This is a genomic window from Vibrio sp. 1069, from assembly GCF_033340555.1.
The window spans coordinates 163,039-178,354 of record NZ_JAWOWP010000004.1 but is presented as its reverse complement, the minus strand read 5'-3'; the positions used below and the strand labels follow the sequence as shown (position 1 = coordinate 178,354).

Sequence of the window (15,316 nt, the reverse complement as noted above, 5' to 3'; positions counted from 1 at the left end):
AGAGACACGGCTTTAAAACTAGAAACTGTGGAATAATTCTTAGATCACGATGAAAAATATAAAAAGCAGACTAAGTGTTAGTAATTTTGCTTGGCCAGCAGAGAATGCAGACTGGTGCTATAACGCCTTAGCCGAGCACAATATAGGTGCGATAGAAGTCGCACCAACTAAAGCTTTTGGCGATTGGAAAAACATCACCGCCAAAAATATCAGTGGATTCCAGCGTCATATTGAAGCATATGGCCTTAGGGTAAGCTCACTGCAGGGCATTACCTTTGGCGTTCCTTCGCTATCTCTGCATCCTGAGCAAAGCCGCATATTTCTTCAGCATTGCTCAACAGTGGCGTCATTATTAGTTGATCTCGATGCGGATTACGCTGTATTCGGAGCAGCTAAATTGCGCTCAGCGCCAGTCCCTGAACAACAGGAATTAGAAGCGTTGTTTGCTAAAGTCGCCGAAATATTTGCAGAAAAAGGCAAGGCCTTAGCCCTGGAACCAATCCCAAAAGCTTACGGTGCTGATTGCCTGCACAACCTAACTCAATGTAAGCATCTGGTTGAACAGGTAAATTCGAGAAGTTTGGTATTGCAGTTTGATACCGCGAACCAATTCCTTGCCAGCGACCTGATATCCGCAAACTATCGCCACTCCCTAGCCTTTGCTAAGCACCTACATATTTCAGAGCCAGATTTGCGCTTTTTTTTTCAGCCCTCTGGCTTTAATGTCGTCCTCAGTCACGAAATTCAACAGCTCTACAATGGCAAGTGGATCGTTCTCGAAATGGGAGAAAAGAATTTTTCGCCATTTGGACTTCTCTCTTCACTGAAGGCCTTTACCCAGTTGTACAGAAATAGCGTTTAAACCACTGAACGCACTAACGATGCTAAAAAAGCGAGAATCAAGCACAAAAGAGCGATGTGTACGACGGATTTAGAGTACCTTGTGACGGTTCTGAGAGGCCTTTGTTGGCGAGCGTGTTCATGATTCATCGGTGATAGCTGAATCGATTAACGGCAACAAAATCAACCGCATCAAGCATATGATTTTGTGAATAAATATCACATAATGCTAATGTTCATTTTGTTTGTTTAGTAAATAGTGCCATGCTAACACCATACGGTTTGCTGCTGGCGCAGATTAAGATAAACAGGGCAACATACATGTCGATAAAAAAACTATTCTCACCAACAAAGGCTAAAGTTTCTGCTGATGATACACAAGTTGAACATCACTTTGTTTTCCATTTGGATACCAGTTGCAATCATGTAGTCCGTGGTTGGGCTTATGATGAAGCTAACCCCTCAGCACCTGTACATATAGCGTTTAAAGAGGGAGACAGGCTGTTTTGTGAGGTCATGGCGGATCAACCAAGAGAAGATCTAGCTCAAGCAGGTCTTCCTACCTCAAACTGTGCTTTCGAAACCTGCCCAGACCTACCACAACACACTCTTGCTCCCACCCTAGCGGATATGTACATCAACGACGTAAAAGTGAATACAACACCTGTCACTTTTGCCATGAGTATTGACGTATTGGTTGAAGTTATTAAAACTGAATTGTTGAAAAAGACACGTGTGCGTTGAGCAAGCTTCCGTACCCAATGGTCCCAATGGTATGGGCACATCTCATCTGCTGTAACTTGCCGTTCAACAAAAATTGCTTGCGATAATTGATACCAACAAGGACAAAGTGAGCTTTATAAGCACAATGAGTTGGGAGAGGTGTTGATTTAGAAAAACATGTTTCCCGCATTCATTCAGTTGATGGGCTATATCAAACGTTCCTGCAAGGAAAATACATGCTGAGACATGGATACCGGCCATGATTAAGCGCATACCACCTCATACTGGAATTCCTTTCGCTAGCATGCGTTTTGCTCACCTTCAGGCAAGAAATTGAGTTGTCCATGGTTGTTAAGATAATATTAAAAGCAGATCGCTTTGAATGAGTTATCTTGAAACAACGATACGCATCAGGTATTGTTCCAAGCAGTAAAATTGGAAACTTATTAGATCTCGGCTGCGCCTCGGATTTTGCGTGTTATGGAAAACGCTAAATATCATAGGGCGGTAGCGTTTTTGCGTTATGAGAAATCCAGTCAGAGCAAAAAAATAAATAATTGATTAATTAGGCGTTTAGTTTAATGGCTACCCAATCTCTGCGACAGCTCGGAGCTGTATTTCTTGCACCCACTCTCACTTTTTTCAACCACCAACTCCTTAAACAATCGACAGAACGCCCCTTGTACTTTCTTGCGCGAGAAGGGTATTGGTTAGAACAATCTTTCCAGCAGTTTGCCCACGCTCAGGGCCAACAACGCAACTCTCATTATTTACTGGTGTCTCGAGCCTTTCTGTTTAAAATTGGCCTTTTAAATCCAGAGACTTATCCATATTCCCTGAATTTTAAGTTCTCCGGCACTCTCTATGAACTCATGAGAACACGATTTATGCTGAGTGATGTCAGTATTAATCGCGCATTTTCTTCGAAACAACAGCAGCAAAAAGTCTTACTGCCTGCCGATCTAAAGAAAGTCGCTACAGTTTTAGAAGCCAAACAACCAGTATTAGAACCTATCGTCAGCCCCTCTCATGACGCATACGTCAGTTACCTTGAGGGGATTGATTTTTTTAAACAGGACATACTGAATATTGTTGACCTCGGCTACAGCGGGACAATACAAACCCTGCTAAGCATTATGTTTCACAAAAACACGCTAGGCCATTACCTGATTGCCTCTAAGCCGGGAACAAAAACGCTGGGTACGGTAACTGCAACGATGAAGGGCTACTTACAAGAAGGGCCTAAAATGGGCGATGGTTACTTGCCACTTGACCGTTCAATGTTTCTCGAAGCGCTGTTAACAGCCCCCGTCGGTCAATTTCAGGACATCCGGCATAGCCCTTTGCCACACCGAAAATTCGACTATTACTATGGCAGAAAAGTAGACAGCCAGCATCAGTTTCACCTTATCGAGAAGATAATGGAAGGTGCACTGGAGCAACTTCGTGAGTTCTCTCAGCAAGGGAGCGAGTTTACTGCGCAGGAGATAGAACAGCTTTACACCGCCTTTGTTATGAAGAAAGGAATGCTTCCCCGCAATAGCTGGCCCTTATTCACGATAGATGATGATATTACAAGCGAAGGCACGGTAAACGGATTAGACTTTTTTGGCTTAAAAATATGAACTACAGAGCAATAATAAAACAGCGTTTTCCATTAGTAGAAAACGCACTCAGACGCAATCCTAAAATGATGCAAATGGCGTTCAAAGTAGAATCTGCACTATTACGCCGCCAACTGAAAAAAGCAACCAAGGGATTAAATAGCTCTATTGCTACCCTGGATAATAATGAAACCGAGCTTCTCAAAGAAGCTAAACAACATGGTTTGTTTGATTGTCAGTGGTACAGTGATGTGCAGAACCGAAGATTTGACTCTGAAGCGTTGGCTTTTCGGGACTACCTACACAAAAGTACCTTTTCTGCCGTCAGTCCTTCTCCGAGCTTTGATAACTTGGCCTATCAAAAGCACAACCTGGATGTCTATCATGCAAGCGTGAGCCCACTGGCTCATTACCTGACAACGGGTAAGAATGAAGGGCGCGTTGTCACACCTTTCGCACCGAAATGGACTCCCACAGATAAACTGGCCATCAAACCCGATGTCAAAAACATTCAACATCTGAATATTGCCATCTGCTTACATATCTTTTACGCAGATTTCATTGATTACTACGCGCAATGTTTGGAGCACTTTCCGGTCAATGTTGATCTGTTTATCAGCGTGAGTGACATTCAATATCAAGATGAAATAGCACGTAAACTTGAAAGCCTGAGCTGTGTAAATAAAGTTCTGGTTCGCGAGGTTCCTAACCGTGGACGTAATTTCGGCCCCATGTTGGTTGAGTTTGGCCAAGAGCTGTTAAAATATGACTTGTTCTGCCATTTACACTCCAAAAAATCGCTCTACTCCGGTCGACCACAAACACAATGGGCTGATTACTTAGGTGAATACCTACTCAATGACCATTGTGTGATTGCCAAGATGCTGACTTATATGGTGGAAAATGAAGAGTGTGGCATTTACTACCCTACTTCTTTTAACATGATGCCGGATTGGGTCAACCACTGGCTCAAGAACAAACCGTTTCGTCAGCAGTTTTATCTGGACTGGGGCTTAGATGCCCATTCGGAATTTTTACCCTACCCGGTCGGCGGGATGTTTTGGGCCAAGCCTAAGGCCCTGAAACAGCTGTTAGAAAAGCCTTACCAATATGACGACTTTCCAGCAGAGCCGCTGCCTAACGACGGCTCAGAGCTGCATGCCCTGGAACGCTGCATCGGTCTGTTGGCGGAAAAAAACAATTACTCTCAACTGTTTTACTACCCTGAACTGGGCAGCTTTACTCACGACCAAAGCTATATTTTTGCCAGCTACGTCAACTCGCAACAGGATCTATTTTATAAGCTGCTGCCGTTTGACATTATCTCTTTCGACGTATTTGATACGCTGGTAAGAAGAAGTCATCACGTACCAGATTATGCCAAACTGAAACTTGGCCAATACCTGACAGAGCAAGGGTTCTTCCCTTCCCCACTCGATTTTGTAAAAGCACGCAACAAGGCAGAATTTAGCGTTCGCCAGGCGAAGCAGTTCCAGGGAGATGTGACCATCTTTGAAACCTACGCTTTGCTGGGCAAAGAATATGGCTGGGATGAAGATCGGGCTAGTCGTTTTGCAGAGCTAGAGTTCTCATACGATCTCGATATGATTGAGTCAAAAGATGAGATGGTGGACATCCTCAACAACCTGATTGGCCACGGAAAGCAAGTTTACATTATATCAGACACTTACTATACCGAGCACCAGATTGTTTTGATGCTGCGTAAAGCCGGCGTCACCAATGGTTATAAGCTGTTTGTCTCTTCTGAGCGAGGCTTAAGGAAAGATAACGGTACCATGTGGTCATACATGAGTGACCGCTTACAAGATAAAAGCCGCTTTGTTCATGTGGGTGATAACGCCGTCGCTGATGCCCAAATTCCCGGCGATTTTGGGTTGGCCAACTTGCACATATTAAATCCCGCTGACAAATGGCAAGCCGCCGGCTGGAGTAATCCCCTTGTCGGTGAAAATGAACTGAACGAACAAGATATAAAAAAATGGGGGCCGCTTATTAGTCAATTTGGCCGCTACCCATTTTTAGGTGAGTAGTAATTCATGCATAAAAATACATTATTCGTCCATGTCGGACCGCATAAAACAGGAACCACTCTGTTTCAGAAATCTTGCCTGCAAAACAAAGAGACGTTGTTGGAAAACGGCGTCTATTACCCAACCGAGCAATTTTCTCACTTTGGTCATCACCCACTCATTGACACGATTCGCGAGCGCTGTGTTGACGAGCAAGTGGTAAACCAAATCATAAAGCCCGGCTTAAACACTCTGATTTCAAGTGAGAACTTCATTCACTTAAACGCATCGGATTGGGAGTACTTCAAGCAGAGCCTGGCTGAGCTTGTTGATTTTAAGATTATTATTGCGTGGCGAAGAACAAGTGAGAAGCTCTATTCCAACTGGCAAGAGTCCATTAAGCAAGGTGACGTCTGCACCTTCTCTGATTTTTACTTTGAAGACTTTATCAGGCCATTTGGTAGTGAAGCTCTCAATCCATCCTTAAAAATCAAGATGTTAGCCAGCACATTTGGCAAAGAAAACCTATGCATCGTTGATTTCAACGCCTCCAAACATAATAACTCCCTCATGGAAGACTTATATCAGCTCGTTAATCTGGAGCACTCTAAGCTGTCTCCGGTGCAAGATAACACCATAAAAAACACTTCAATGTCACCTGAAATCATTGAGGTTATTCGCAGTCTAAATGTAGTATTTCAAAAAAATCATAACCTTCATGGCCCGTTATGCCGTGAGCTATTTCTGTCCAACCACCCTTACCTTGAGCCACAACTTGCCGTCATCTTAGATAGCATGAAAGGCTGCAAGACGTTTTACAGCATTGGAAACTACTTGATTGACAGAGCTACTGAGCAGGAAATAAGGAATGTATTCTCGGACCAATTGTATAACTACTCAGAGTTCAATCAGGCTAAAAACATCTATACGATTAACTCAAGCTGGATGTTAGACAGAAAAGCTCAGCAAGCATTTGAACAAATTTACCAATACCTGCTTACAAAGCTAAACGACTAGTATGATTCTCCGCTTTATAAAATTGGCCTTAAGAGCACTGCCTTCCGGAAAAAAGCTGGATTACTGTTTACGTGCGTTTAACAAAACATCCCATGCTTTCAATCAGACTACCAGGGGCATGACCTTTTATTTGATGGTTTCTGAATTAAACGAAAGTTATTGTGTACATAACAATGGTAACGCTTTTCAACCGGGTAAGCTCGATAAAGCATCTCATCCCGACGCTTCTATTCAGGTGTCTTTGAAGTTACTAGCTCAGCCATTAACGAAGGATACTCTGGAGCAAAATATCTCCGTTAACACAGACTCTCATCATTTGGGGACCTGTATTAAAAAAGAGATCGTTTCTGGATTTGAAAAACTTAGCGCTAACAATGCACTCGATAACATTTATCAGCTTCTTGGCATAAGAAACCTTAAACCTGGAAAAATTAACATCCACAATGTTACTTATCAGGATCTTCGCCAACCAGAGGATGTCGATTACATCCGAGACCAGGCAATAAAGCTTGAAAAAACCAATCTATCTCTCTCTTTAAAACTGATGGAGCTAGCACTTCAAGCGAGACCAAATGGAACACTGATTAACCAAAAAGTTAACCAGTATCGACAAACTTTAGGTATCTGTTCTTATGATTAAGCTAGCGAACCTAACCAAGTACTATCCGTCAGATTTAGGCAATCAGTATATTTTCAGAGATCTTAATTTCTCTTTTCCTGAGAACCGCAATGTTGCTTTGTTAGGCTCCAACGGCGCAGGTAAATCAACGCTTTTTCGTATTCTGGCAGGGAGCGAGTACCCCAACCGAGGAAAAGTACTGACTGACAAATCGTTGTCATGGCCAGTCGCGCTTGCGACTGGCATTCATCCTCAAATGACCGGCAGAGAGAACACCCGCTTCATCGGACGTGTCAATGGAGTAGCCGATCTGGATGTCTATGAAGAAAAGGTCAAAGCCTTCGCCGAGCTTGGGGTAAAATACGATTTGCCCGTGAAGAACTACTCAAGCGGTATGCGCTCCCGGTTGACCTTTGGTTGCTGTATCTCTATTGATTTCGATATTTACCTGATTGACGAAGCAACATCAGTCGGCGACCAAAGCTTTCGACTCAAGGCCCGCCAAGCTCTGTTGGATAAGAGCCGCTCCGCTAACGTCATCATGGTCAGTCATGACCCAAAAGAAATCCGTGATTTTTGTGATAGCGCGATCATTCTCCATCAAGGGAAACTGAGTTACTTTGATGATCTCGAGCAAGCTCTCCGAATTTACCGAGAACTATAACTACACTGACGGTTACTCTGGCACACACGATGTCAATAAACCGATGAATACGTTAAATGGCTAATTACCCTGCACTCTTTGTTATCTTTCTTTTCTTCTCCGCCATCGTCGGGTTAATACGCTTTCAAAATCAACCCGAGAAAGTCTTTGGAGTCATCATGCTCGTACTCTATGGTACGAACTTAGTCACAACCGAGCAGGTGATCGCAAGTTTTGCCAATAAAGGCTTGTTGACTCTGATACTCCTCATGGTTTGTTCGCTGGCACTAGAGAAAACCAAACTATTACGCCTGATTACCACATTCGTCGTAAAACCATCCTATAAACTGACCTGGCTACGCTTATATGGCTTAACAGCGTTATCTTCCGGTTTTTTGAACAACACTGCGGTCGTTTCTACGATGCTGTCTCCGATACGGAATAACCCACATCATGCTGCTAGCAAACTGCTGTTGCCTTTATCTTATGCCGCGATTCTTGGTGGTACACTGACGTTGGTAGGTACGTCGACCAACCTGATTGTTAACAGCATGGTTCTCGACACTGGTTTACCTCCACTGCGATTCTTTGATTTCACACTCATCGGCTCTTTGCTAGTGCTTGGTTGCGGCGCGTTGCTGTATTTTTTGTCTCGCTGGCTTCCTTATCATCCCAAGTCGGAGAACACTGCAACTGACTATTTTATTGACGCAAAAGTGCTCCCCGACTCAACGCTAATCGGCAAAACCATTGAGGCCAACGGTTTACGCAATTTAGAATCGCTTTTCTTAGTCGAAATCGTCCGCCAGGGTCGGCTGATTTCACCGGTATCTCCTTATGAGACCATCCAAGAGGATGATCGCTTGCTGTTCAGTGGTGATATTAAAAAGGTAACCCTACTCAATCACTTTGATGGATTAAGCTTATTCGCCCACGAAAATGGCTTGCCATTGAGCAATCTCACGGAAGTAGTGATCCGTCCGGAAAGCATTCTCGCAGGGAAAACACTCAAAAAAGCCGGCTTTCGAGCCCTGTTTGATGCAGCCGTGGTTGCAATGAAGCGAGATGGCGAATCAGTCTCAGGAAAACTTGGCGAAACTGAGCTAAAGCCCGGAGACTATTTAGTCCTTGCCGTTGGTGAAGACTTTAAATCCCGTCATAATCTTGCAAAGAATTTCTTTTTTATCAGCGGGGTTGAAACCGAACATCTGCTGAATGGAAAAAAAGAGCTACTGGCTACTGCAGGCTTTTTTGCCGCTATTCTACTCGCCGCTTTTGATGTCATCCCGCTGTTTCAGGGCATGCTGCTACTGTTGGGAGCACTACTAATGACCAAGTGCCTATATGCGGGAGAGATACTTTCACGCTTACCACGTCAAATCTGGTTGATTATATCGGCAGCGCTGCTGCTTTCTCAGGCTCTGATGAATACCAATGCTCTCGACTTCCTGAATGTGTTTATCGCCAATCATCAACAAACTTTTACACCTTTAATTGGACTCATCACCGTTTACCTTTTAACGTGGTTGTTAACAGAGCTAGTGACCAATAATGCGGCTGCCGCTTTGATTTTTCCGATTGCATATGGTCTGGCAGTGAGCCTGGACAGTAATCCTCACAGTTTTATCATGGCGGTCGCTTTTGGGGCGAGCGCAAGTTTTGTCAGCCCTTATGGCTATCAAACTAACTTGATGGTTTATAATGCCGGTCAATATCGAATCAATGATTTTATAAAAATTGGCCTCCCTATGAGCGTGCTCTATGGGGGCATAGTAATAAACGCAATTCTATTCTTCTATGGTGTGTAAAACTTTCGTGTTCTCACATCACATTATTAAAAAAGGGAAATCATAAATGACTATTTCTCCAGAGCGTATGACGCACTTGAAACAGCTTGAAGCTGAGTCGATTCACATCATGCGTGAAGTAGCGGCTGAGTTCGATAACCCAGTCATGCTTTATTCAGTTGGTAAAGATTCGTCAGTAATGCTTCACTTGGCTAAAAAGGCTTTCGCTCCGGCAACACCGCCTTTTCCGCTGATGCATGTAGACACAACGTGGAAGTTCAAAGAGATGATCCAATTCCGCGACTACATGGCAGAAAAACTGGGAATGAAATTGATTGTTCACCAAAACCCGGAAGGTTTGGCCATGAACATCAACCCATTTGTACATGGCAGCTCTCAACACACTGACATCATGAAAACCCAAGGCCTGAAACAAGCCCTGGACAAGTACGGTTTCGATGCTGCTTTTGGTGGAGCGCGTCGTGATGAAGAGAAGTCCCGAGCCAAAGAGCGAGTGTATTCATTCCGTGATGAGCACCATCGCTGGGATCCCAAAAACCAACGCCCAGAGCTGTGGAACATCTACAACGGTAAAGTGAACAAGGGCGAAAGTATCCGAGTGTTCCCGCTTTCAAACTGGACAGAACTCGATATTTGGCAATATATCTATCTGGAAAACATTGAGATTCCTGGCCTGTACCTGGCGAAGAAGCGTCCGGTCATTGAGCGCGATGGTATGCTAATCATGGTCGATGATGAACGCATGGAACTGAAAGATGGTGAACAAGTTGAGGAAAAAATGGTCCGCTTCCGTACGCTTGGTTGTTATCCGCTCACTGGTGCTGTTGAATCTGAAGCGATGACTCTCCCAGAAATCATTCAGGAAATGCTACTGACTACTACTTCTGAGCGTCAAGGGCGAGCGATCGACCATGATAGCTCGGGCTCTATGGAGAAGAAGAAGCGAGAAGGCTACTTCTAATTTAGATGAAAACTAAAGGCTCCGTTCTATCAATATTAAAATGAAGCGGAACTTTAACTCTCAGATTTTTTAGGCTTTATCTATGACTCCGTATATTAGAAAGGAAAATGATTCGGTCAGCGATGATGTTGTGTGGCACAACACTACCGTTACACCTCAAGACCGTATCAAACTAAAACATCAAAGACCCGCTGTGTTATGGTTTACGGGCCTAAGCGGCTCGGGGAAATCTACCATAGCCAATGCTGTAGAAAGCAAACTCTTAAGCTTGGGTAAGCATAGTTACTTACTCGATGGCGATAATGTCCGCCACGGCTTGAATAAAGATCTCGGCTTCAGCGATCAAGACAGGATTGAAAACATTCGCCGCATCGGTGAGGTCGCCAAACTCTTTGTTGATTCTGGCACTATCGTACTAACAGCATTTATTTCGCCATTCATTTCAGATCGCGAACAGGCTCGCCAGCTCATGGCAGAGAGCGAGTTTCTCGAAGTGTTTATCGATACTCCGCTGGAAATTTGCGAACAGCGGGATCCAAAAGGGTTATACAAGAAAGCCCGAGCAGGCGAAATCAAGAACTTTACTGGGATTGATTCTTCTTATGAGGCTCCATTGAACCCAGAGATCCACGTGAAAACCGCCAATAAAACGGTCGAAGAGTGTGCTGAGTTTGTTGTAAAGCACTTGTTGGAGAAAGGGTATTTGACTTCACAAGAGGTGGACCATGCATTATGACGTTTTTAACGGTGATGCAGATGGCATTATCGCTCTGATTCAGCTTCGGTTAGCACACCCCAAAGAATCCATCTTAGTGACTGGGGTAAAACGCGATATCAAGTTACTCAGTAAGATTGTCGATAAGGGTGATGTCACATCGGTCACCACACTCGATATATCAATGGAAAAAAATCTTCCGTCTCTTACTGCGTTGCTGGAACAAGGGGTTGAGGTTTTTTACTGCGATCATCATCGTTCAGGTGAGATTCCACAATCCAGTAAGCTCACCACTCTGATCGATCTAGACGCTGAAGTCTGTACCAGTTTACTGATCAACAACAAGCTAAATGGCAAGCATGCTAAATGGGCGGTAGCCGGTGCATTTGGTGACAATTTGTTTACCAGCGCTGAAAAACTGGCCTCAGAGATAGGGCTATCCCCAGAAGACACCGACTTTCTGAAACAGCTCGGTACGTTGATCAACTACAACGGCTATGGTGCCGATCTGGATGACTTGCACATACCACCAGCAGAGCTATACAAAATGTTGGTTGAGTACCCATGCCCACTTCAGTTGCGTGATGATCTGTCCTCTCCGTTCTATACACTACAGAAAGGTTATGAGTCTGATCATGCGAAAGTCGAAAAACTAGTTGCGATTAGTGATAGCAATGCTGCCCGTGTCTTTGAATTACCTGCAGAAGCTTGGGCTCGACGCATCAGTGGGGTGTTTGGTAATGAGCTTGCCAATCAATCTCCTGATATTGCTCATGCAGTACTAACGCTTAATCCGGGTGAACAAGACTATACGGTGAGTGTTCGGGCCCCGCTCAGTAATCGTGTTGGTGCTGATGAAATCTGCTCCTCGTTTCCTACGGGAGGTGGCCGTAAAGCCGCAGCGGGTATCAATAAACTACCCACAGCAGAAAAAGTCGAATTTATTGAAGCACTTAATAACTTCTACCAGTAAATTTCTAAAGAGTGGCCTAGACGCTCTTTACTAAAAGGATATTGAAATGTCTCATTCTTCCGAATTGATCGCTACAGATATTGAAGCGTATCTGAAAGTTCATGAAAACAAGGACCTCCTGCGTTTTCTAACCTGCGGTAACGTTGACGATGGTAAGTCAACCCTCATCGGTCGCCTGTTGTTTGATAGCAAACTCATTTATGAAGACCAGATGGCGGCAATCGAAAAAGATTCGCAAAAATTCAACACCACTGACGAAGCCTTTGATCTGGCGCTACTGGTTGACGGACTTCAGTCAGAAAGAGAGCAAGGTATTACCATCGATGTCGCGTACCGCTATTTCTCAACTGACAAACGCAAGTTCATCATCGCAGATACTCCTGGACATGAACAATACACTCGCAACATGGTAACTGGGGCATCGACCTGTGAACTGGCTATTGTAATGGTTGATGCTCGACACGGTATTCAAACTCAAACGCGCCGTCATAGTTACATATGCAGTCTACTGGGTATTAAGCACATTATTGTCGCCATCAACAAAATGGATCTAATGGATTACAACCAAGAAGTGTACCAAAAGATCAAAGCAGACTATCGCGAAATGGCGAAGAATTTTAATATCGATGATATTCGTTTTGTGCCCATTTCGGCATTAAAAGGGGATAATGTCGTTACACCAAGCGAAAACATGGACTGGTACCCTGGTGCAACGCTGATGAAGCTATTGGAAACCGTTAAGGTCGCTCAAGACAAAGACATGGAACATATGCGTTTCCCAGTCCAATATGTCAATCGACCGAATCTGAACTTCCGCGGCTTCTGTGGCACACTGGCTTCAGGTATTGTTCAAGTTGGCGATGAGGTAACCGCACTGCCTTCTGGTAAAACATCTCGCATCCAGTCGATCTACACGTTTGACGGCGAGTGGCAACAAGCTCAACCAGGACAGGCGATTACCATTACCCTCGAAGATGAAATTGATGTCTCACGTGGGGATATGCTGGTACACACAGGCCATGAGCCCGAAGTAACCAACAAACTCAAAGCTCATGTCGTTTGGATGGACGAAACACCAATGCGTTCCCACAAAGAGTACGCCTTCAAATTTGCCACCAAAACATGCTTTGGTCGAGTGAGCGACATCAATCACAAGATCGATGTCAATACGCTCAACAAACACGCGGGAAATGCCGAGACGTTAGAGCTGAACGAAATCGCCCTTGCTGACGTTTCACTAACGGATAAAGTCGCAGTCGACAAATACCAAGTTTTGCCTCAAACCGGTGCGTTTATTATCATCGACAGACATACTAACGTGACGGTCGGTGCTGGTATGGTGAACGCGATTCCATCAGAACAAGATGCAGCAAAACGTGTGTACTCTTCTTCTGAGAAAGAACTCAATGCCTATATACGGAAACACTTCCCTGAATGGGGTTGTATTGAGATCTAACGGTTTATATGCCTAACAAAAGAGCAAGTGTAGGTTTACACTTGCTCTTTTTTGACTATAGTTTTTATGTCAGTGGTTTCTCAGAAACACCAATAAACATAACAGGTAAAAAAGTGTGTTAATTCTCGTAGCAGCAACGTTGGCGATTTCCATTTTCAGCTTGCTCTCTATGCGCAAAGTCGCCTTGAACTATGGTTTAGTCGACAAACCCAGCTATCGTAAGCGGCACAAGGGAGATGTCCCATTTATTGGTGGCATCGCGTTATATATAACGCTATTTTGTGTCTCTTTGCTATACCCCAACCTGATCCCGAACAGAGACCACTATTTGGTTTGTGGTTTTATCTTAACACTGATTGGAACCTTGGATGACAAGCTAGACATTAGTGCGACCGCGCGTATACTGGTACTAACTACTCTTTCTGTTTGGCTCGTTCAATCAAAGAATATATCCATAAGTAATCTTGGCGATTTATTTGCTCACGGTGACATAATCGTTCGCCATGGTGACACTTTATTAACAGCAGCCGCCGTTATCGGTTGTATATCAGCTTTTAACATGGTTGATGGTATTGACGGCCTTCTAGGAGCTTTAGCCTCTGTTACTTTTGGAGCTCTGTCTTACTTATTTTATCTTGCAGGAGAAGAGCAGCTCGCCTCATTTTGTTTGATATTTGTCATTTCTCTACTGCCCTACATCCTTTGCAATCTAGAACTCATTCCACGACGCTCATTCAAAGTGTTTATGGGCGACTCTGGCAGCTTCTTAATTGGATTTACTATCATTTGGCTGCTTATTCATAGTTCCCAAACTATTGAAGGCGGCACCTCTTCACGCGTTATGAAACCAGTAACAGCGTTGTGGATTATTGCTATCCCACTGATGGATATGGCGATGGTTATGATGAGGAGAATGAAAAAAGGTAAATCCCCTTTAAAACCAGATCGCTTACACCTTCATCATATTTGCATGAGATTAGGCCTATCTTCACGACAAACATTACTCCTTTTATTTCTTCTTGGTGTCTTTTTATCAACACTAGGTATTCTCGGACAAGTGTATAATGTTAATGACAGCCTAATGCTTTTATTGTTTGTCACAATCTTTGTAGGTTACATGCTCATAATGAAATATATTTGGCGCATTACTTCCACATTAAGAAAATACAGAAACTCGACTTCAAAAACATGCCAGGAGATTTAGTTTACTTTGTTTAATGAAACTTCACTGAAATCCTTCGTAGACTTTATAGCACTGGAAGCATCTCGTGCACGCTCAACGTCTCAAGCTAAAGAACTAATTGCGAATATACTATCGGAATCCGATGTATTTTGCTTTCCATTATTTGGCCTGTCTGAAATTTCTGAACCAAAGCTATCAGTTTGTGAACAAGATGTTTACTGGGTAATTATAGAATCTGATGAACAACTTCGCTTAGAGCTCCGCTGCTCTAAAAATGGCATATTGATCACTGCGCCTCTTAACATTGTGCATACCGAACTATAAGTGTCTTTGCTTAGAATCATGCCTATATTTTGTGAATTAGACAAGATGAGTTGAAAATTTCTCTTATTTACAAAGACTCATTTTCTAGCCTAAAATATATTCAGGAGTATTTTAATACTCCTAACATCGATGTTTAATAACCGGATTATAGGAATAAATAATGAAGAACACAGCTCTAGCTATTCTTATGGCTTTAAGCGCATCAACTGCATTTGCAGCGACTGAAGCTGGTACTACTAGTACAGCAGCAGCATCTGCAACTGGTACAACTGCAGTAGCAGTAGGTGCAGCAGCAGCAGTAACTGTAGTAGCAGTTGCAGCGTCAGACAGCGATTCAACTTCAACGTCTACTTCTACTTCTACTTCAGTAACTAAATAATTTTTTAGTTTTGTAGATGTTGAAACAATCGCCCTGATCTA

Annotated in this window: 14 protein-coding genes; all 14 read left to right on the top strand. The window is 43.6% G+C overall.

The annotated features are described in order from the left end of the window. Nucleotides 1-49 precede the first annotated feature (49 nt). Nucleotides 50-862, top strand: coding sequence for a sugar phosphate isomerase/epimerase family protein (locus R7040_RS08765; protein WP_206971371.1), 813 nt, complete (start codon nt 50-52; stop codon nt 860-862). A 299-nt stretch (nt 863-1,161) separates the two neighbouring features. Beyond that, nucleotides 1,162-1,584 carry a hypothetical protein gene (locus tag R7040_RS08760; protein ID WP_206971370.1) on the top strand — a complete coding sequence of 141 codons (423 nt, stop codon included), beginning with the start codon at nt 1,162-1,164 and terminating at the stop codon, nt 1,582-1,584. 560 nt (nt 1,585-2,144) lie between these two features. After that, nucleotides 2,145-3,188, top strand: a complete 1,044-nt coding sequence (locus R7040_RS08755) for a hypothetical protein (RefSeq protein ID WP_206971369.1) — start codon at nt 2,145-2,147, stop codon at nt 3,186-3,188. Then, nucleotides 3,185-5,218 carry an HAD-IA family hydrolase gene (locus R7040_RS08750; RefSeq protein ID WP_206971368.1) on the top strand — a complete coding sequence of 678 codons (2,034 nt, stop codon included), beginning with the start codon at nt 3,185-3,187 and terminating at the stop codon, nt 5,216-5,218. Before R7040_RS08755 ends, R7040_RS08750 begins: the two co-directional genes overlap by 4 nt. A gap of 6 nt (nt 5,219-5,224) precedes the next feature. Beyond that, the gene (locus tag R7040_RS08745; protein ID WP_206971367.1) at nt 5,225-6,214 is read left to right on the top strand and encodes a hypothetical protein; all 990 of its coding nucleotides are present in this window, start codon (nt 5,225-5,227) and stop codon (nt 6,212-6,214) included. Nucleotide 6,215: 1 nt separating this feature from the next. Continuing rightward, nucleotides 6,216-6,854, top strand: a complete 639-nt coding sequence (locus R7040_RS08740; RefSeq protein ID WP_206971366.1) for a hypothetical protein — start codon at nt 6,216-6,218, stop codon at nt 6,852-6,854. Continuing rightward, nucleotides 6,847-7,497 (top strand): ABC transporter ATP-binding protein, encoded by a 651-nt coding sequence (locus tag R7040_RS08735; RefSeq protein WP_206971365.1) that lies wholly within the window; start codon nt 6,847-6,849, stop codon nt 7,495-7,497. The genes R7040_RS08740 and R7040_RS08735 overlap by 8 nt, the downstream gene beginning before the upstream one ends. Nucleotides 7,498-7,553: 56 nt before the next feature. Next, on the top strand, nt 7,554-9,284 hold the full coding sequence (locus R7040_RS08730; protein WP_205390656.1) for an SLC13 family permease: 1,731 nt from the start codon (nt 7,554-7,556) through the stop codon (nt 9,282-9,284). A 46-nt stretch (nt 9,285-9,330) separates the two neighbouring features. Then, the gene (cysD, locus tag R7040_RS08725) at nt 9,331-10,245 is read left to right on the top strand and encodes a sulfate adenylyltransferase subunit CysD (RefSeq protein ID WP_242533377.1); all 915 of its coding nucleotides are present in this window, start codon (nt 9,331-9,333) and stop codon (nt 10,243-10,245) included. Nucleotides 10,246-10,327: 82 nt separating this feature from the next. After that, nucleotides 10,328-10,981 (top strand): adenylyl-sulfate kinase, encoded by a 654-nt coding sequence (gene cysC, locus R7040_RS08720; RefSeq protein ID WP_205390655.1) that lies wholly within the window; start codon nt 10,328-10,330, stop codon nt 10,979-10,981. Next, nucleotides 10,971-11,933, top strand: a complete 963-nt coding sequence (locus R7040_RS08715) for a DHH family phosphoesterase (RefSeq protein ID WP_318095590.1) — start codon at nt 10,971-10,973, stop codon at nt 11,931-11,933. The genes cysC and R7040_RS08715 overlap by 11 nt, the downstream gene beginning before the upstream one ends. Before the next feature lie 46 nt (nt 11,934-11,979). Further along, nucleotides 11,980-13,389, top strand: a complete 1,410-nt coding sequence (gene cysN / locus R7040_RS08710; RefSeq protein WP_205390653.1) for a sulfate adenylyltransferase subunit CysN — start codon at nt 11,980-11,982, stop codon at nt 13,387-13,389. Nucleotides 13,390-13,504: 115 nt separating this feature from the next. Then, entirely contained in the window at nt 13,505-14,593 is a 1,089-nt protein-coding gene (gene wecA, locus R7040_RS08705; protein WP_205390652.1) for a UDP-N-acetylglucosamine--undecaprenyl-phosphate N-acetylglucosaminephosphotransferase, read from the top strand. A gap of 463 nt (nt 14,594-15,056) precedes the next feature. After that, entirely contained in the window at nt 15,057-15,275 is a 219-nt protein-coding gene (locus R7040_RS08700) for a hypothetical protein (RefSeq protein ID WP_205390651.1), read from the top strand. Nucleotides 15,276-15,316: the final 41 nt, after the last annotated feature.